20 protein-coding genes, 1 tRNA gene and 1 pseudogene are annotated in these 17,543 nt (G+C 43.7%); 10 read left to right on the top strand and 12 right to left on the bottom strand.

Going from position 1 to position 17,543, the window contains the following annotated elements; all coding sequences use genetic code 11:
- Positions 1-8 precede the first annotated feature (8 nt).
- From H6F92_RS10630 to H6F92_RS10620, 3 genes and pseudogenes are all read left to right on the top strand, one after another.
- A complete protein-coding gene (locus tag H6F92_RS10630; RefSeq protein ID WP_190357809.1) occupies positions 9-995 on the top strand; it encodes a zinc-dependent alcohol dehydrogenase family protein in 987 nt (328 codons plus the stop codon).
- Between the two features lie 244 nt (positions 996-1,239).
- A pseudogene (locus tag H6F92_RS10625) lies at positions 1,240-2,025 on the top strand (Rpn family recombination-promoting nuclease/putative transposase); the annotation flags it as partial.
- Between the two features lie 49 nt (positions 2,026-2,074).
- A complete protein-coding gene (locus tag H6F92_RS10620; protein ID WP_190357808.1) occupies positions 2,075-2,962 on the top strand; it encodes a lipid kinase in 888 nt (295 codons plus the stop codon).
- Positions 2,963-2,964: 2 nt separating this feature from the next.
- Here H6F92_RS10620 and H6F92_RS10615 read toward each other — a convergent pair whose 3' ends face one another.
- Both H6F92_RS10615 and H6F92_RS10610 read right to left on the bottom strand, forming a co-directional pair.
- Entirely contained in the window at positions 2,965-4,020 is a 1,056-nt protein-coding gene (locus H6F92_RS10615; RefSeq protein WP_190357832.1) for an amino acid ABC transporter substrate-binding protein, read from the bottom strand.
- 24 nt (positions 4,021-4,044) lie between these two features.
- Positions 4,045-4,785, bottom strand: coding sequence for a TIGR00297 family protein (locus tag H6F92_RS10610; RefSeq protein ID WP_190357807.1), 741 nt, complete (start codon positions 4,783-4,785; stop codon positions 4,045-4,047).
- Positions 4,786-4,829: 44 nt separating this feature from the next.
- Here H6F92_RS10610 and H6F92_RS10605 point away from each other — a divergent pair, with 44 nt between their 5' ends.
- Positions 4,830-5,534 carry a cytochrome b/b6 domain-containing protein gene (locus tag H6F92_RS10605; protein ID WP_190357806.1) on the top strand — a complete coding sequence of 235 codons (705 nt, stop codon included), beginning with the start codon at positions 4,830-4,832 and terminating at the stop codon, positions 5,532-5,534.
- Between the two features lie 15 nt (positions 5,535-5,549).
- On the opposite strand, the gene H6F92_RS10600 is transcribed toward H6F92_RS10605, so the two are convergent.
- The 3 genes from H6F92_RS10600 to H6F92_RS10590 form a co-directional block, all read right to left on the bottom strand.
- Entirely contained in the window at positions 5,550-5,789 is a 240-nt protein-coding gene (locus H6F92_RS10600; protein WP_190357805.1) for a 2Fe-2S iron-sulfur cluster-binding protein, read from the bottom strand.
- 9 nt (positions 5,790-5,798) lie between these two features.
- Entirely contained in the window at positions 5,799-7,274 is a 1,476-nt protein-coding gene (gene cobQ / locus H6F92_RS10595) for a cobyric acid synthase CobQ (protein ID WP_190357804.1), read from the bottom strand.
- 268 nt (positions 7,275-7,542) lie between these two features.
- A complete protein-coding gene (locus H6F92_RS10590) occupies positions 7,543-7,944 on the bottom strand; it encodes an Npun_F0494 family protein (protein ID WP_190357803.1) in 402 nt (133 codons plus the stop codon).
- 115 nt (positions 7,945-8,059) lie between these two features.
- On the opposite strand from H6F92_RS10590, the gene H6F92_RS10585 reads away from it, so the two are divergent.
- From H6F92_RS10585 to H6F92_RS10575, 3 genes are all read left to right on the top strand, one after another.
- A complete protein-coding gene (locus H6F92_RS10585) occupies positions 8,060-8,362 on the top strand; it encodes a hypothetical protein (RefSeq protein ID WP_190357802.1) in 303 nt (100 codons plus the stop codon).
- Positions 8,363-8,417: 55 nt separating this feature from the next.
- Entirely contained in the window at positions 8,418-8,873 is a 456-nt protein-coding gene (locus H6F92_RS10580; protein WP_190357801.1) for a (2Fe-2S) ferredoxin domain-containing protein, read from the top strand.
- Positions 8,874-9,376: 503 nt separating this feature from the next.
- The gene (locus H6F92_RS10575) at positions 9,377-10,060 is read left to right on the top strand and encodes a response regulator transcription factor (RefSeq protein WP_190357800.1); all 684 of its coding nucleotides are present in this window, start codon (positions 9,377-9,379) and stop codon (positions 10,058-10,060) included.
- Positions 10,061-10,263: 203 nt separating this feature from the next.
- On the opposite strand, the gene H6F92_RS10570 is transcribed toward H6F92_RS10575, so the two are convergent.
- From H6F92_RS10570 to H6F92_RS10550, 5 genes are all read right to left on the bottom strand, one after another.
- Entirely contained in the window at positions 10,264-10,668 is a 405-nt protein-coding gene (locus H6F92_RS10570; protein WP_265795895.1) for a discoidin domain-containing protein, read from the bottom strand.
- Between the two features lie 296 nt (positions 10,669-10,964).
- A complete protein-coding gene (locus H6F92_RS10565) occupies positions 10,965-11,114 on the bottom strand; it encodes a hypothetical protein (RefSeq protein ID WP_322874212.1) in 150 nt (49 codons plus the stop codon).
- A gap of 475 nt (positions 11,115-11,589) precedes the next feature.
- On the bottom strand, positions 11,590-11,775 hold the full coding sequence (locus H6F92_RS10560) for a hypothetical protein (protein ID WP_045360613.1): 186 nt from the start codon (positions 11,773-11,775) through the stop codon (positions 11,590-11,592).
- Positions 11,776-12,041: 266 nt separating this feature from the next.
- Positions 12,042-12,896, bottom strand: coding sequence for a prohibitin family protein (locus tag H6F92_RS10555; protein ID WP_190357799.1), 855 nt, complete (start codon positions 12,894-12,896; stop codon positions 12,042-12,044).
- Between the two features lie 3 nt (positions 12,897-12,899).
- Entirely contained in the window at positions 12,900-13,373 is a 474-nt protein-coding gene (locus tag H6F92_RS10550) for an EVE domain-containing protein (protein WP_190357798.1), read from the bottom strand.
- Between the two features lie 91 nt (positions 13,374-13,464).
- On the opposite strand from H6F92_RS10550, the gene H6F92_RS25525 reads away from it, so the two are divergent.
- A complete protein-coding gene (locus H6F92_RS25525; protein ID WP_206755591.1) occupies positions 13,465-13,641 on the top strand; it encodes a hypothetical protein in 177 nt (58 codons plus the stop codon).
- Positions 13,642-13,696: 55 nt separating this feature from the next.
- Complete coding sequence (locus tag H6F92_RS10545) at positions 13,697-15,046, top strand: sensor histidine kinase (RefSeq protein WP_190357797.1); 1,350 nt, start codon at positions 13,697-13,699, stop codon at positions 15,044-15,046.
- Positions 15,047-15,065: 19 nt separating this feature from the next.
- Here the strand turns inward: H6F92_RS10545 and H6F92_RS10540 are convergent.
- A tRNA-Glu gene (locus tag H6F92_RS10540) sits at positions 15,066-15,138 on the bottom strand.
- 127 nt (positions 15,139-15,265) lie between these two features.
- Between H6F92_RS10540 and H6F92_RS10535 the strand changes: the two genes are divergently transcribed.
- Positions 15,266-16,777 carry a hypothetical protein gene (locus tag H6F92_RS10535; RefSeq protein WP_190357796.1) on the top strand — a complete coding sequence of 504 codons (1,512 nt, stop codon included), beginning with the start codon at positions 15,266-15,268 and terminating at the stop codon, positions 16,775-16,777.
- A gap of 12 nt (positions 16,778-16,789) precedes the next feature.
- On the opposite strand, the gene H6F92_RS10530 is transcribed toward H6F92_RS10535, so the two are convergent.
- On the bottom strand, positions 16,790-17,344 hold the full coding sequence (locus H6F92_RS10530) for a DUF4126 domain-containing protein (RefSeq protein WP_190357795.1): 555 nt from the start codon (positions 17,342-17,344) through the stop codon (positions 16,790-16,792).
- Positions 17,345-17,543: the final 199 nt, after the last annotated feature.

The following is a 17,543-nucleotide window of genomic DNA, read 5'->3' as shown; positions in this document are numbered from 1 at the left end:
TACTGAGAATGAAAGCTATCCTCATGACCGCCGTGGATGTCCTGCAGCTTCAGCAAGTCCCCACCCCGAAAATTAGTCAACCGCATCAGGTTTTAGTAGCATTAAAAGCGGCTGGTGTCAACCCTATTGATACAAAAATTCGTAAACGCGGCACTTTTTACCCCGAGCAAATGCCGGCCATTTTGGGCTGTGACGGGGCGGGAATTGTCGAGGCCGTTGGGGCGGCAGTGCAGGATTTTCGTCCCGGGGATGAAGTGTACTTTTGTAGCGGCGGACTGGGCAAGGCCGGCACGGGGAATTATGCTGAATATGCCCTGATTGAGGCGGATTATCTAGCCCACAAGCCGAAATCTCTTTCTTTTGCCGAGGCGGCCGCTGTGCCTTTGGTTTTAATCACCGCTTGGGAAGCACTCTATGATCGCGCCCGTCTCCAGTCGGGACAAAGCGTCCTTATCCATGGCGGGGCTGGGGGTGTTGGTCATGTCGCGATTCAATTGGCGAAACTGAAGGGGGCTAAAGTTTATACGACGGTGGGAAATAGCGATAAAGAGCGTTTAGTGCGGCAATTAGGGGTAGATTACCCGATTTTATACAAACAAACCGATTTCGTCGCAGCGATACTTCAACAAACCGCAGGGAAAGGAGTAGATATCGCTTTTGATACGGTGGGAGGGGAAACTTTTGGGCAAACTTGCCGGGCGGTGCGAGTTTATGGCGATATTGTGACGATTTTGGAACCTACGGGCAGCTGGAAGCAAGCGCGCGATCGCAATTTGCGGATTAGTTTAGAATTAATGTTAACCCCGGCTTTGATGGGGTTGGTAGAAGCACAAAAATATCAAACAGAAATTCTCAAGCAAGGGGCGCGTTTAATTGACGAGAAAAAGTTAACTATTCATCTCTCCCAAACCTTCCCTTTAGCGGCAGCTATCAGCGCCCATCAATTGCTAGAAACTGGTTCGGTGACGGGGAAAATTGCCCTAATTATTGACTAAGCTGTCCGCGCATTTAAATTGCTTGTTGAGATGAGGTGCTCTTGCAAGAGGTGGTTAGATATGTGTAATTAATTGTGTCTAGCTACTTATTCATTATGTGCCAAAATTCAATAAGCGAGAGCGCCTTTGTCCCTAGCCAAAAAGGAAGGCGTTTAAACCTTCCTCACACCAATTTTCTAAATTTTAGGGGTTAGGGGGGAGCAAAACGTCCTAATCTTAGCGCGTACTGCTATAAAATAAAAGCATGAAAACTGACACGATTTTTTATCAACTCTTTCAATCATTCTCCTCTATCTTCTTTGAGTTAATTCAACTCCCCATCACCGAAGCCAAGGCATGAGTAGAAAACGGGTTTCTCGGAGAAACCCGTTTTCTGTTTCTCGGAGAAACCCGTTTTCTGTGCGTTACTCAACGGATTTAGTATGAGGTACAATTTCAAGAAGATGAGGCTTTTTATCAGCGCTTTTTCACCGAAATCTTCTTATATCTCAGTAAAACCGACTTAACCAATGATTGGCGGGGTGTGATTGTCTATCCTAACCCTCAAGTAGAAACCGATAAAGTTCAACGCTATCGGGAACTCCTCCACTGCGAGCGAGTGAGACGGATTTATCTGAATGAATTAGAAAACACTCCTCAAACTTCGATTGGTTTAGCCACAGTGCAATTAATCACCCTATCTAAAGCAAAAGCGCTTGATAGTACCCGAAAATTAATCCAAAGAGTGCGGGAAGAATTAACCCCCGACCAAAAACCCCAAGAACTCTTACAATTAATAGAGACGATTCTCGTTTATAAGTTACCGCTTCTCAATCGTCGGGAGATAGAAACTATGTTTAGTTTAGATGAATTAAAACAAACTCAGTATTTTCAAGATGTGCGCGAGGAAGCGCGTCAGGAAGGCAGACTAAACAAAGCACTAGAGGCTGTTCCTCGTTTGTTAGCCTTAGGGTTAAGTGTTGAGCAAGTCGCATCCGCGTTAGAGTTAGAGGTTAAACAGGTTAGAGCTATAAGCAGTCCGCGCACTTAAATTCCCAGGCAGCTTAACCTTTATCCTTGCACTGCTGAGAAACTTACCTATGACTAAAAGAGCTTTACTACTAATCAATCGTCACTCGCGCAAGGGTAAAGAAAACTTTGCTCAAACTGTTGATCTGCTCAATGATTGGGATTTTGAAATTATCAGCGTCCCTTTGAAAAAGGTAGAAGATATACCTTTTTTGTTGGAAAAATATCGCTCTAATATTGATTTAGTTATCGTCGGTGGCGGCGATGGGACTCTTAATGCTGTGGTGGATGTGTTGTTAGAAACTCAACTGCCCCTAGGTATTATACCTTTGGGAACAGCTAATGATTTAGCCCGGACTTTAGGGATACCGAATTCTATTGCCGAAGCCTGTCGAATTATTGCCGAAGGTAATTTAAAATATATCGATCTAGGTTGGGTAAATAATAAATACTTTTTCAACGTGGCTAGTTTAGGATTAAGTGTGAAAATTACCCAAAAACTGAGCAAGGGTTTAAAGCGACGTTTGGGGATTTTTGCCTACGCTTGGACAGCCCTACAGGTATTAAGTAAAACCCGTCCTTTTACCGCTATGATCCGTGTTGATGGCCAAAATATTAAAGTTAAAACCCTACAAATAGCGATCGGAAATGGTCGTTATTATGGGGGAGGAATGCCGATCGCTCACGATGCCCAAATTGACGATCAAAGGTTAGATTTATATAGCCTAGAAATTGAACACTGGTGGCAAATTTTCCCGCTTTTATGGACATTACCGCGAGGACAACAGGGTTTATTATCTTGGGTGAGAACTCTTAAGGGGAAAGAAATTCAAATTCAGACTCGTAAACCCCATAGTATCAACACCGATGGCGAAATTACTAGCACTACTCCCGCCATATTTCGGGTTATTCCAGCAGCCATAGGGGTCTATATTCCCCGTCAGGAAACACAATCTTAAAATTAACGAAAAGGAGGAGAATACAATAAACCCCCCTTTGTCCAAAGATTATTTAAACCTCGATCGAGTTGTAGGGGTTTACCGATTTCCCGATCATAGATTTCACCGTAATTACCCACCTGTTTTAAGACTCTTTGGGCAAAATCATTGGGTAAACCCATATCTTCACCTAACTTCTCATCAATACCCAAAAAGCGCCGAATACTGGGGTCTTTGCTATCGGCAAAAGTGCCAATATTTTGGGAGTTAATCCCAAATTCTTCCCCTTGAATTAAACTAAAAACGATCGAGCGGACGGCATTCGACCAAGCGGGATCACCATCGGCCACGGCTGGGGCCAAGGGTTCCTTAGATATTACCACTTCTAATAATTGATGATCCTGTGGTCGGGGAAAAACCGAGCGCCGGGCCACCAATTGGGAGCGATCGGAAGTGACAGCCTGACAACGCCCCGCCTGATAAGCTGTATATAAAGCCTCCACATCATCGGAAACGATCGGTTTATAACCTTGAACTCCCGCTTTTGCCATGGCATCGGCCAGATTTTGTTCTGTGGTGGTTCCCGATAGCACACAAATGGACTTTCCGCTCAAATCTTCTAATTTCTTAACATTACTGGCTTTCGTGGCCATGATTCCTTGACCATCATAGAAAACCGGGGTGATAAACTCCATCCCCAGAGCGGTATCCCGGTTAATCGTCCAGGTGGTGTTGCGACTGAGGATATCCACTTCTCCCGTCTGTACGGCAGTAAATCTCTCTTGGGGGCTAAGTTTACGATATTCGACTTTGGAGGGATCATCAAAGATAGCCGCCGCAATAGCTCGGCAAATTTGCACATCTAAGCCCGAATATTCGCCTTTTTCATTAACAAAGCTGAACCCCGACACTTCTCCGTTAATGCCACAAATTAACTTACCGCGATTTTTCACCGTTTGCAAGCGGCCAGCATCGGGACTACTTGCGGTGTTAGAACTAGAATTAGATTGATTTTCCGTCCCACAGGCAGTAATTAGCAGTAACAGCAGGGAAAATGCACAAAAACGCCACTTTAGCATAGATATTTCTTTAGTCACTTAATTTTAGCTGAAAGACCAGAGCAAGCTTAACAGTATAGCCACGATCGCACCGATAACCGTATTGATCACATTGACCAATTCATTAGTTAACCACAGAAAGCGAGTTTGTAGGGTAGCTCCGATGAGACTTTCCATATTGGTGGCGATAAATGCCGCAATTACACACCATAACACACCAAGAAGATCGATCGCACCAATAGCCCATGCTAACAGGGAAATCGCCGTGGCTGCCAGCAAACCGGCGAGCGTTCCTTCCAAACTAACAGCACCTTCTGTTCCCCGGGGGACGGATTTAAAATTAGTGATTAGATAAGTAGTTTTACCGTAAGCTTTACCCACCTCGCTGGCAGTAGTATCGGCTAATTTAGTGCTAAAACTAGCCACATAAGCGAGTATTAAGAGGTAATCCCAGGGAGAAGCGGCAAAAAGACTGAGAATAGCGCAAATTGCCCCTGCTAAAGCGGAACCCCAGACATTTTCTGGACCGCGTACCCCCGATCTTTTTTCGGCGATTCCCTCCGCTTCCTTGCGAGCTAAACCGATGCGGGTGACAGTAGAACCGACGAGGAAATAGAATAAAACAATTAGATAACCGCGCCATCCCAAGCTTCCCCAGACAATTACCCCTAAAACCCAAGCATGGAGATAACCCATCCGAGTTAAGAGCTTTTTTGGGGCAATTGTAGCGATTCCGAGGAGGATGGTATTGAGAAGAACAGCGACGAGCCAAGGATTAGTTAACATAGTATCTGGGCAAGTTTACATACCCTATTGTATCGATCGAGTCGATGAAAACTAATCAACCCTATCAACCTCTTTTACTGCGAATTCTGCACGGATTCACGGGAATTGCCCTCATTGCCGCCATGGTTACGGCCTATTGGACCTATGATACTTTTGACGGTCGTTGGTTAAAACTGCCTTTACCAGAATATCAAGAAATTGAAAGTATTCATGGTACTTTTGGCCTCTATACTCTGATTATCTTTCCCGTTTTTGCTATCTATGCTTTTCGTCGCGGCAACAAAAGATTAATTCAAAGTGATTCTCTTAACAAATTAACCCAATTTGGTAAGCCGATTTGGTGGTATAGTCTCCATCGTTTAGTCAATACTTTGACTCTTTTTGCCCTAACTTTTGCTTTGTATAGTGGCCGGATGATGGATTCCAAATGGCTACCAGAAGGGGAATTAAATCACTTTTGGTATTATGCCCATTTGCTCAGTTGGTTAATTATGGCAGTATGTCTGGTGCTGCACCTGCTCATGACTGCTAAAGTGGGGGGAGTTCCCCTGTTATTGTCTATCCTTAAATGGGGTTTTCGTGAACAAGATAGCCCGAAATTATGGTTATCTCAATTACGTCAATGGGGGTTAAGTTTGCGTCTAGCTAATACTTTTCAGTGGCTACAATCTCTTAACTTATATAAAGTCTTAGAAATTGTTGTTTTATTGGCTATTATAGCAGCTTGGATTATTCCCAAGTTTGACTAGATCTAAGGGAGCAACCTACCAGAGCGGATCGGAGTATAAATGAACAGTTAAAGAATCTCGATCGCCGGGGATACCAGTAATACAACTACAGATTTGAGTACCATCATCTAATTCTACCTCGCAAGCGTGACAGGAACCCATTAAACAGCCGGTAGGAATGTCAATTCCTGCTTTTTTTGCCACATCTAATAATAGTTCTCCGGTTTCCGCTTCCATGATAATATCATCGGGTAAAAAACGCACTGCAATAGTCATAATTTCTCCTTACAAATGAGCAAAAATAGGGTTAAGATTTAAATGTTCTTCCAGTAAATTAGCCATAGCATCTAGGGTTATTTCTCTTTGTTCACTATAGTTAGCAATTCCCGTAGGCAAAGATAATAAACCGCGACGCTGACGTAGATGATTTAGCCAAGTTCTTCGCCAAGAACCATTATCAAAGATACCATGTAAATAACAGCCCCAAATTGACAGAGAATCATTGACAATTCCTAGACTAGCATCCTCCTCGAACATTTTTTGATAACCTGATTCACTTTCCCATGCGCTTATTCCTTGGTGAATTTCGTATCCTGTTACTGGTAAACCCCCTTCGGGAAAATTAGATAAAACTTGTCGTTGACGGGTAATTTTTTCGGCAGTAATTACCGTTTTTAAGGGCAGTAAATTTAAGCCAGCTGCTTCACTTTCGGGACCTTCTCGATGGTCAGGATCCAGGATTAATCGCCCTAACATTTGCAAACCACCACAGATGCCAAAGATAATACCTCCCCTTTGGTGATAGGCTTGTAATTGATTAGCCATACCACTTTGATTAAGAGCGATTAAATCAGCGACAGTAGTTTTAGAACCGGGGATAATTACCCCATCGGGATCACCTAAAGATTCCTGTAATTCTAGATAACGGACATTAACCGTTGCTTCACCACAGAGAGGGTCAAAATCAGTAAAATTAGCGATATGAGGCAGACGAATGACACTGATATTTAGTTCAGCTTTAGGTTTTTGGGCGGGGCGATCAAGTAAACTGAGAGAATCCTCGGCACTTAAAAAGATATCACTATAGGGAAGAACTCCCAACACGGGAATTTTTGTATAATCTTCTAGCCAAGTAATCCCCGAATCTAAGAGAGATTTTTGTCCGCGAAATTTATTGATCACAATACCTTTAATTAAAGCTCTTTCCTCCGGTTCTAATAATTCTAACGTACCGACGACGTGAGCAAAAGCCCCCCCGCGATCAATATCCACCACTAAAATAGTAGCGGCATCGAGATATTTAGCCACCCGCATATTAGTTAAATCCCGATGTTTGAGATTTATTTCCGCCGGACTTCCCGCACCTTCACAGACAACTAGATCAAATTCTGTTGATAATTTAGCTAAAGATTCTTTAATTGCTTGCCAACCTTGCTCAAAATAATTCTGATAATAATCCACTGCCGTGGTGATACCCACAGCCTTGCCTTTAATAATCACCTGAGAGGTCATATTTCCCTGGGGTTTTAATAAAATTGGGTTCATTTCTACCCGGGGAACTGTCCCCGCAGCCCATGCTTGCACCGCCTGGGCGTGACCCATTTCTCCCCCTCCTGCGGTAACATAGGCATTAAGGGCCATATTCTGACCTTTAAAGGGTGTTACTTGCCAGCCTTTCCGGTTGAATAAACGACATAAAGCGGCAGTTAAAAAAGATTTACCCGCGTGGGAAGTCGTCCCCACTACCATAATTGCTTTCATCTAGTTTTTTTATTGAGTATTTTCAGTGAACAGTAATCGGTAAACAGTAATCAGTTGATACTAAATCCGTTGAGTATATGCTACTTATAAGGACAGACACTCATGCAAGAGGCTAATAACTGAAAACTCACATCTGATAACTGATAACTGATAACTGATAACTGATCACTGATAACTGATAACTGATAACTGATAACTGATAACTGATAACTGATAACTGATAACTGATAACTGATCACTGATCACTGATAACTGACTCCCAACAGCATTAAAAAGAAAACCAACGTTGCAGAGTATTTAAAAATCTTTGCCAGAAAGTGGGTGTAGGGAAAAAGTCCCCTTGGGGTTGCCATTTTTCTATTAATTTCCTCCCCAAAGGAGTGAGACGAAAACTATCGGTTATCCCCTGTCCATCTACTTCGCGCCGCAAAATTCCCACTTTAATCAACCAGAGAAGATAGCTTTCCACTGCTGCTTCCGTCAGCAGTCTGGAAGTATAACCTTTCTCTAAACCCCCAGCACCAGGGATGCTTAAAAGTGATACACTTTGCTCCAGCATAGCGGCGAATAGGGTGACACGGAAAGGAGAACAACAGAGGGCCCGTTGGGCCCTAGTGATGGTAGCATCAGGATAATTGATGGCGGTAACGGTGGCAGTCGATAGGCTCATAGATTCCGGTCATTTAGCTATGGATAAACTCATTGTTACATTAATTCTGTCTCAACCCCTGTCAACCCCAATCATCGATAGAATAGGGATGAAGTGTTAAGTAGCTTGAGTGTTTATGAAGTCTCCCGAACCGTTCGATACTAAATATACCCCAGAAGAAGTGGAAGTGGAAATCGAAACCGACGATTTTTCCCCCGTTGATACCCGGGTTAGTTTCGCTACCACCCTCGAAAAAGTGAAAACTTGGTACAGCAGCCTGTCCACACCAGCACAGGTAGTGGTGGCAGTGGCGGGGGTTTTTGTGGCTCTTTCGATTTTAACGGCGATTTTACGGCTAGTCAGCGCAGTTTTAAGTGCTTTAATCCTCGCTGCTATCTTTTATCTTATCTATCGTTACATCCTTAAACCGAAAGTTTAGTCGGCTATGCACATTTTCTGTTCAATGTCAAGAGTTTAGTTGATAAAAAAAATTTATGGAAGAAGCGGACACCAGAGATATCTTGGGGGAAAGTGTGGCTAAGTTGGGACTGGCCCAGATCCAGCGTCATCTATTTCTCTGCTGCGATCAGACTAAGCCAAAATGCTGTGACAAGGAAGAAGGGTTAGAAGTGTGGGATTATTTAAAGAAGCGGTTAAGTGAATTAGAACTCGATCGCCCCAGTGCCGACCGTCCGGGCTGTGTTTTTCGCACTAAAGCCAATTGTTTGCGGGTTTGTAGCCAAGGCCCGATTTTATTAGTGTACCCGGAAGGGGTCTGGTATGGAAGGGTAAACAAGGAAGCGATCGAAAGAATTATCCAAGCACACCTAATCGGTAATCAAATCGTCACCGAATATGCTTTCCTTCGCCACGATTTACCGGTAATTTCTCTGAACTGTACAGGAGGAGAACCCGAAACAATAGAGGAAAACAGCGTTAAAACTAGCTGAAACACAATAAACCTCTTGTAAAAATCAAAAATTGTTGTTAGGGTGAGGAGTCAGTAGCCAGTAGTCAGTAGTCAGGAGAATTAAGAATGAATAATAATCAATTAAATGGTCTATTTACAGATTTTATGCAATTTAATCATTATTTTTGCCGTTTTTGAACCCTGAAAAATTATTAATTATGCAAGAGGTTTAATTAGGGTCTGCTGAAAAAGTACGGGCGAAGCATTCGGATAGAAAATCTCCGGTTTCACCGATAGGTTATTGCCCGAATGCTTCGCCCCTACAGGACGCGGGCCGATGAAGACGCAAGGTTTGGAAGCACGATTCTCTCAAAATCTTGCACCTGTTTCGCCAGAAAAGCCACAAAACCCTTACCTTACCTACATTTCACATTTATTCAGCAAACCCTAATTAACTACACATATCTAACTACCTGTTGCATGAGTGCCTGTCGATCCTTTGTCCGTCTCCATTCCCCCAACCCTGCAGCCCGGAAAATAGCGATGAAAGAGACCAACAAAGACAACAAACAACTTTTATTAATCGACGATGACCCAAATTTAATACTTTTGGTGAAGGATTATCTAGAGTTTCGTGGTTATAGGGTGACAACCGCAGAAAACGGTCGGGAAGCCCTAGAAATCCTCGAACGCGGGGCAAATGCGGCCAAAGCAGCGGAAATGCCCGATATGATTATCTGTGATCTGATCATGCCGGAAATGGATGGTTATGCCTTCCTCGAAAAAATTCGTCGGGACAGTCGTTTTAGTGGCCTTCCCGTGATCTTTCTCTCCCCTAAGGATCAAAGTCAGGACAAGGTGACAGGTTTAACCGCCGGGGCCGATTTTTATATGGTTAAACCCTTTGAACCGGAAGAATTAGTGGCCCTGGTGGAGTCTTCCCTCACACAAGCGGGCCGGTTGCCGAAACGCAGCACCCGCGGCCATTCCCCAGATGTCACCCCTCTTCAGGTTCCAGGTAATGTGGAATTAACCCCAACGGAGTTAAAAGTAGTACAATTGGTCGCCCAAGGACTGGCTAATCGGGAAATCGCCGCAAAACTCAATGTTAGTCAACGGACAATCGAAAGTCATGTGTCGAATATGCTCCATAAAACTGGTCTTCATAATCGCACGGAATTGACTCAGTGGGCGATCGAAAGTAATATCATTTTTCTTTATTCCTAGCAGGTATCCTAGACTAAATCCTGTTTAAGAAGTGTGGGGAGTGGGGAGAGGAGGGCCAAGGGTAATTAATACCATTTTTCTAAAGTAATGGCAGAGATGGTTAATTGCCCTCACCCCCAATCCGTATCTCAGAAAGGGAGAGGGGCAAGGGGATGAGGGACACGAATAAAGAAAAATGGTATAACCAACCTACCATCTAAAGATTACATTCTTTTTCTTAAACCAACACCCGCTAAACCAACGGCTAACAGGGCAAGCAAGGAAGAAGGTTCGGGAATGGGAGTTCCGCTAAATTGAACCTCAGAGAAGCCAGTACTACGAAGAAAACCTGGAATGAGGCTGGATTGACGGTTACTTAGAACAACAAACCGGACAAAAGACGCAGTAACTGGGCTAAAACTGACCACTTGTGGAGGCTGAGTAGCCAAAAGACCTGCACTTCCAATATTGAAGGAAGTAGGGGCACCTGGTATGGTAGTCCAAGTCGTGCCATTGGTGGAGGATTGAACGGTTACGCCATTAATCCCCTGATTGCGAAAAAGATTACTACTAAGGTTCCAGAAGCTAAAACCATCGAGACTATAGGCACGACCGAGATTAAAAGTGATATTGCCAGTGGAACTGCCTAAAGCTGAAATCCAAGCATTACCCCCTGCCGGAAAAGCATGATTGCCCGTCAGACTTGGGTTGTTACCTGGCAGCCCGTCCCCATTGACGGTATCGACTATATTAGTGGGACTTAGGCATTTTCGGGCAGCAAAAAAGGCTCAAACCATTACGGGACAAAGGGTTAACCTCGATTTATGATTTTCCTTGATCTATCTGGGTTTCAGCGATTTTGGGCTTCTCGAAGTAAATCCCAAGCAGGGATTGGGGTTGAGGCTTTTCTCGATTTGTTTTTTGTCTAAGTCCCATTAGGAAACAACAAAGAGTTCCCCATATTGGTTGAGGCAGTGATGTTAGGGATCAGGGCGGCTTGGGCGTTTTGTGCCACACCTAACATTAACCCTAAACTGGCAGTGGATAAAACAATCGGTACGATAGCGACTTTCATTGGCCAATTTCCTTTTGTAAAGTTAAGTTAACTTTAGTTAAACAGATGTAAAACTTCTTTGCACATCTTATTTTTTTTTTGCCAATTTCTGCAACTTTTAATACAGTTTTTTTAGCGTTTTTATGGTAAGAGAGTCAGGTTTATTCCCTCAATATCAGAAAAAAAAAGAGCCTCTTGGCTCTTGGCTGAAAAATGTTCACAATGTCACATTATGGTCGCAAGCAGTTCGATCAACTCACTGACCACTTTGCACCCCTACATTGCAGCTGCTGTGATTGGTAGAGACGTATAATACGGCCATCCGTTGAGTATAGGCTACATATGCAGTGGAATATAGCTAGGTCATAGGTGTAGGGCTAATTCCGGAATTAGCCCTACAATGGGCGTTGTCAAATGGGAACTGAAATTACTTTGATAGCAAGGATTGCATGGCATCTTTCTTATTCTGATCTGACAACACCGTAAAATCGGTCAACTAGAAATGACGGGAAACGATTTTTTCGATGGTTGCTTGGGTATCCTGCAGCAGTTTCTCGCGACTATCTCTAGTATTAGTCAGACTGGGAACGAGATTACGAGCTTGTAAAGCCATGTGAAGTTGTAGTTGAGCTACATACTCGCGGATATCTTCACGGGTTTCCGATTGGTGAGGATGAAACATAGAGAAACTGGAAGGGTTGTCTAGCTGATGGTGTCTTGTCGATAACTCCTCTACAAGTTATCACGAGAGCTTGGGTTTCAGTCAAGGGTCGGCTCCAACTCTACACATTTCTCAACAAAACTGATAAAAGTTATCTTAATGGTGAGGTACAAAGTTTTCGTTTTGGGGAGCCGATCGCCGGTCGTCGATACCAAATTTAGGTTACACTTCCTCTTGATGGGAAAGGCTGTATCTTGAGAACATAAGTCAGCAAAATAGACCGGAATTTAGGGGGAATTTTCCAGAAAAGAATCACTATAATTAAATAAAAATGGTACGCTATTTTTTCCCGCTCCATCCATGACTAAAACCCGGGGCATTTGCGCTCCACCTTCGCGCCAAGCTTCGATCGCTTCTTTCTGTAAAACCAATCCTCCTCCCTGTTCTTTTAAAGTTTCTGCTAATAGTCTTTGTGCCTCAGCTTTCCCTTTAGCGCGATTAATTTCTGCTTGGGCCTGTTGTTCCGCTTCTTGGGTGATATAAACGGCTCTTTGGGCGCGTTGTTCTGCGATTTGTTTATCTTCGACTGCCCGGGCAAATTCTGGAGAAAAATTCAAATCTACCACACTGGTATCTAAAACTAGAATACCATACTTTTCTAACCGAGTCGATAGGGCATTATCAAAGTCTTCTTTTAACTCACTGCGTCGAGTAATTGCCTCCTCTACGGTTCTTTTAGCGGCGGCAATTTTAAAGGATTCTTGGGTTTGAGGGGCGATAATTTTAGCGACAATATTTTGTAAAGTTCCTTGGGTTCTTCTAATTGCCACTACTTGCGTCGGATCGAGACGAAAATTAATCGCAAAACTAGCGGATAAATTTTGTAAATCTTTAGTGGAACTTTGGGCAGGAACTTCAAATTTTTGCACCGTAACATCGTAGATATCGACACTAGAAACAAAGGGAGGTTTAAAGTGCAATCCCTCCAATAAAACCCCGTCCTTAGCCTTTCCTAACACACTTAAAACCCCCGCTTGTCCGGGGGTGATAATCACATAGGCATTAAAGGCCGCTAAAATGACAATAGTGGCCAATAATCCCCCGATCAGGGAAAGTAAATTAATAGCATCTTTCTGGTTCACAGTTTATACTCCTTGACGAGGGACTAAAGCGAGAATTTGTGTTGCGATCGCTGGATTGACAGGCATCACTGACAGACGATTTCCTGTCCTTACTAATAATAATTCATCGGCGGTAAAATTTTGTTTTAAAATTCCCAGGGGCAGCCGTTGGGGAAAAAGGCGATCAAACTCAACTTTAACCGTCCACCAGCGCGGGGAATCTGGAGAGGATTTAGAATCATAGTAGGGACTATCACGATCGAATTGTGTGGGATCGATCATATCAGTTTGCACCACTCGCATCAAGCCGACAATCCCCGGCGGGGTCGTATTAGAATGATAAAAAAAGGCCAAATCTCCCCGCTTCATCTGACGGAGAAAATTGCGCGCTTGATAATTTCGCACTCCCTCCCAAATAGTTTGACCATCTTTTTTTAAATCCCCGATACTATAGACATCGGGTTCCGATTTCATTAACCAATAATTTAAATTCATCATTATTTATAGTTGTGATTAATTCCAATAAGCTCAAAAATATTTTTAGCCGTTCCTGTCAGCCTTGTTGCCATAGGGTTAAATATAATTCACTTTGGCTGCTTTTGTAGTTCTACTCAAACAATTATTGAGAAGAATGTATCTAAAAATACTTTTGTTAGCGGCAATTTTTAAGGACTATGAGCCTTCAAGTCTAGCTATTCTTGGCAACCGTCAGTTTTTCCCCACAGCTAAAAATAACTTATTCTCCACCATTAAATCGCTCAAATAAGCTGTAAAATAAGATACATTACCCTAAAAATCTCTAGCCAATCCATAGATTATCGGTGTTCCAAGCCACTCGCCGCCGTTTAGCCTTATGGTACACTGTTGTCACTGCCATACTACTGCTTTTTCTCGCTACGGGAATGTATTTTTATGTGCGCCATACCCTAGTGGAGCGCATTGATGATACCCTCAAACACATCATTGAGGTGGTAAATCGTTCCCTCGTGATCGAATCGATTCCCCCGAACCAAGGACGCTATCGCGTCGATCCCCTGGCAAGTTTTCCCAGTCAGGGTAAATCCGTCGAGGACGATCATATAGATTTGGAATGGTTTGATCCCCAAGGTAATCTAGTTTGGTCAACTCTGGCCGAATCCTTAGATATTCCCCTCCATCCCCACCGTCAGGGGGAAACTATTCGCTTATCCGATGATCGTCTGCTGCGACAAATAACCGAAAGGGTGGAAATCGATCATTATGTTTTGGGATATCTGCGGGTAAGTCATCCTTGGTTTGAGGTGACAAAACCAATTAGACAGCTATTATTGGATTTAATCGTCGGAATTTGCCTGATGATTGCCAGTGTCGCTGGGATTGGTTGGTTTTTGTCCGGTTTAGCCATTCAACCGGTAAAAGAGTCCTATCAGAGTTTAAAACAATTTACCGCCGATGCTTCCCATGAATTACGCAATCCGATCGCCACTATCCAAACTAACGTGCAAATGGCGATCGCTTATCCCGAAACTGGCGATCAACGCTTGCAGGTGATCGAGCGTTTAACGGAAAGATTGGGCAATTTAGTCAATGATCTGCTTTTTTTAGCCCGTTCTGATAGTGGCATCGTCCAACCGATCGAGCAAGCTGTACCTTTGGATGCTTTATTGATGGAAGTGGTGGAAGAACAGCGTTTAATCGCCGATAAGCAGGGAATTTCCCTCTCTTTGTCGATCGTGGAACCGGACCAAGAGGATTTTTCCTACAGCGATGAAATGTTTACTATGGAGGGAGATTGGGATCAATTGGCTCGTTTATTCACAAATTTAATTTATAATGCCCTAAAACACGCTTTTTTGCCCGAATCTGAGCCTAAAAATGTGGCAGTGGAATTGGAAAAAAGTAAACGCGATCGACAATCGGTGTTACTGGTACGCGTCAAAGATAACGGAATCGGTATTCCCGAGGCTGCCTTATCCCATATTTTCGATCGCTTTTATCGTCTCGATCCCGCGCGACAAAATTCCGCCACTTCCGGGGGAACAGGATTAGGATTAGCGATCGCTTTAGCGATTACCCTCAGTCATCATGGACAAATTAGCGTTGAAAGTCAGATCGATCGAGGAACAGTTTTCACCGTCACCCTACCAAAAAGCCATCAACGGGAGAAAAAAACCGAAAAGTCAGAAGCTTAACACCTCTGACTTTTTTTGATACCCCCAAGGGAATTCGAATCCCTGTCGCCTCCGTGAAAGGGAGGTGTCCTAGGCCACTAGACGATGGGGGCGTGGATTTCAGACCTTTTTAAATATAACAATAATCTTTCTGGGAGTCAAGGGTTTTAGCAAAAAATTTTTTTATCCCGCCCTTGCACAATAGGATAGTCTAAATGAAGATGTTATCGCCCAAAATCCATGGCTGCCGATCCCTATAAAAGCCGACTGTTCAACCTGATCAACCGTCGTTTGATCCGTCTGAAAGATAACCTCGGCCGCGTTTCCCGTCGCGGTCAAAATGCGATCGCTCTTGCCCTGCAAATAGCCATCTATCCCGTCTATTTACTGATACAATCGCTGCGGGTGACGGCTAATCAATTGGGGAACAGTCTCCAGAAACAATTATCACCCCCCGGCAAAGAGGGGACGGATGCGATTGCAGAATTTCTCCAGAGCTTATCCGACCAAGAAACGGCATTTATTGGCATAGCAGCCGATCTAGAGGATCAAGCTTTAGTTTTCGTCACTAACGATCACCAGACTGTTAAAATCACCGATAATCAAACCCAAAGACAAATAGAAAAACAAATTAGGACGGCACTGGCTAACTACGCCCTCGAAAAACGGAGAATTAAGCGATTAAATCCTCAATATCCGCCTTTATTACCAAATTTTACCGATAAAAATCCTGTCTTGCCTCCGATACGTTGGTTTTGGAACCTACTACGCTGGGAACAACAGGGACAAATCGCGATCGCCATAAATCTCTTCCAGGAATCCCATCTCGTCAAAACCCCGACACCACCCTCCTTACCACTGCCTAATTTAAATTCTCAAGCGATTTTAGAAGTTATTGACGAAAAATTAGCAATTTTCGAGGCTAAATTTCTCGCTATCTCCCCCGCAATCCCCAGCAGTGTTAGCCACACCTCTAACCCCCCTTCCGATCTCCTTAACCAGTCCCCGACTCTGGAGAAAAATTCCTCCTATCTCTGGCGACTTTATTGGTTAATTTATGCGGCGATCGAGCATTTCTGGGCAAAAGAAAAGAATAATTTAGAATATAGTGCTGATTCACCCGCTTTATCGGCAAAATATCCCCTAAGTCTTCCTAATTCTCTGCTGATCACCTTCAAGCAACGTCTCCAGGATTGGCTAGAAAAACAAACCCAAGCGGATCCCTTCACGATCGGCAAACTCATCCAAGCGGCGATCGATCACTTTTTTTCCTCTCGCCAATCCCTGACATTTTCCGCCGTCAGCGAGCAACCTTGGCTAGAATCCGCCGATATCTTGGCTATTTCTCCCCAAGACTCCGAAAAACCCCGCCTTAACCCCGCTAATTCCCTTTCCCAATCCCTAGTTACTCCAGCCCAGCCTACTATCACAAAAAGAGCTTTTAGTCAAGAAAAACAAAATAAATCTTTACAAAAAATCCCCCCGGCCGCTGCCCAAATTACTCCTGGAGAATCCCCCCCCGCCACCCAATTAGATCCTCGCTATGCTAGGGAGATAATTCAACCAATTAACGAAGAATGGCTAGAAACCGAATCAACCCCCGTCGGCTACGTTAAACACCCCTTAGAACGGATTTTAGAGGGATTAGATGCGATTATTTCATGGGTGGAGGAATTAGTTATTAAAATTTGGCGTTGGTTGCGGTATGATCGACGCATTCGCATTTCTAAATTACTCAAACGCAAACGTTAATCGGGTCAGGAGTCACAGCTGCTGTTTTTGGCTATACCAATCGCGCCACAAGTTAGAACTACGAATCACCAGCCAGAGTAGCAATAAAGCGATTAAACCGCCATTTTCTGGGGTGCTGAGGGCAAAAAACACTAAAATAATACATAAAAATTCTTCGGACAAAGTCACCCAAATCGGTAAACCGTGCAAACGAAAAAACCAGCCCACTTGTACTAACTTGATCACAAAAGCGAGTAATCCCCCCACTCCCGCAATTAACCAAAGGGGTTGCAGATTTAACTGCAACATTTTCACCATGGTTAAACTCATTAACGCGCCGACGAGCGGACTGGTAAATAAAGAGATAATCTGTAGAACCCGCTGCCCCAAAAGACTCTTGGAACCAAACAACTCGAATAACGACCAACTAACCAAAATCGCCAGTAAAACTTGAGGATGAAGACGCGATAATAACGGGACATCCTGCCAGAGATTAGTTCGTAGCAAACCAATAACCAACAACGGTAAAGCGGTGCGTAGCCCCGCCGCCGCCGCCGCCGAAAGTACCGCTAAAATTCCAATTAACATAGATTTCAGTTAAGCTAATGGGACTTAGACAAAAAACAAATCGAGAAAAGCCTCAACCCCAATCCCTGCTTGGGATTTACTTCGAGAAGCCCAAAATCGCTGAAACCCAGATAGATCAAGGAAAATCATAAATCGAGGTTAACCCTTTGTCCCGTAATGGTTTGAGCCTTTTTTGCTGCCCGAAAATGCCTAAGTCCCA

The sequence above is a fragment of the Microcystis wesenbergii FACHB-1317 genome (assembly GCF_014696875.1).
GTDB classification, from domain to species: domain Bacteria; phylum Cyanobacteriota; class Cyanobacteriia; order Cyanobacteriales; family Microcystaceae; genus Microcystis; species Microcystis wesenbergii_A.
Note: the sequence above shows the minus strand (reverse complement) of the source record. Positions and strands in the feature narration are given on the sequence as shown.

What these genes read in the sequence shown, in the direction of transcription:
- H6F92_RS10630 (WP_190357809.1), top strand. Translation starts at nt 9, where the DNA reads ATGAAAGCTATCCTCATGACCGCCGTGGATGTCCTGCAGCTTCAGCAA.
- H6F92_RS10620 (WP_190357808.1), top strand. Translation starts at nt 2,075, where the DNA reads ATGACTAAAAGAGCTTTACTACTAATCAATCGTCACTCGCGCAAGGGT.
- H6F92_RS10615 (WP_190357832.1), bottom strand. Translation starts at nt 4,020, where the DNA reads ATGCTAAAGTGGCGTTTTTGTGCATTTTCCCTGCTGTTACTGCTAATT.
- H6F92_RS10610 (WP_190357807.1), bottom strand. Translation starts at nt 4,785, where the DNA reads ATGTTAACTAATCCTTGGCTCGTCGCTGTTCTTCTCAATACCATCCTC.
- H6F92_RS10605 (WP_190357806.1), top strand. Translation starts at nt 4,830, where the DNA reads ATGAAAACTAATCAACCCTATCAACCTCTTTTACTGCGAATTCTGCAC.
- H6F92_RS10600 (WP_190357805.1), bottom strand. Translation starts at nt 5,789, where the DNA reads ATGACTATTGCAGTGCGTTTTTTACCCGATGATATTATCATGGAAGCG.
- cobQ (WP_190357804.1), bottom strand. Translation starts at nt 7,274, where the DNA reads ATGAAAGCAATTATGGTAGTGGGGACGACTTCCCACGCGGGTAAATCT.
- H6F92_RS10590 (WP_190357803.1), bottom strand. Translation starts at nt 7,944, where the DNA reads ATGAGCCTATCGACTGCCACCGTTACCGCCATCAATTATCCTGATGCT.
- H6F92_RS10585 (WP_190357802.1), top strand. Translation starts at nt 8,060, where the DNA reads ATGAAGTCTCCCGAACCGTTCGATACTAAATATACCCCAGAAGAAGTG.
- H6F92_RS10580 (WP_190357801.1), top strand. Translation starts at nt 8,418, where the DNA reads ATGGAAGAAGCGGACACCAGAGATATCTTGGGGGAAAGTGTGGCTAAG.
- H6F92_RS10575 (WP_190357800.1), top strand. Translation starts at nt 9,377, where the DNA reads ATGAAAGAGACCAACAAAGACAACAAACAACTTTTATTAATCGACGAT.
- H6F92_RS10565 (WP_322874212.1), bottom strand. Translation starts at nt 11,114, where the DNA reads ATGAAAGTCGCTATCGTACCGATTGTTTTATCCACTGCCAGTTTAGGG.
- H6F92_RS10560 (WP_045360613.1), bottom strand. Translation starts at nt 11,775, where the DNA reads ATGTTTCATCCTCACCAATCGGAAACCCGTGAAGATATCCGCGAGTAT.
- H6F92_RS10550 (WP_190357798.1), bottom strand. Translation starts at nt 13,373, where the DNA reads ATGATGAATTTAAATTATTGGTTAATGAAATCGGAACCCGATGTCTAT.
- H6F92_RS10535 (WP_190357796.1), top strand. Translation starts at nt 15,266, where the DNA reads ATGGCTGCCGATCCCTATAAAAGCCGACTGTTCAACCTGATCAACCGT.
- H6F92_RS10530 (WP_190357795.1), bottom strand. Translation starts at nt 17,344, where the DNA reads ATGTTAATTGGAATTTTAGCGGTACTTTCGGCGGCGGCGGCGGCGGGG.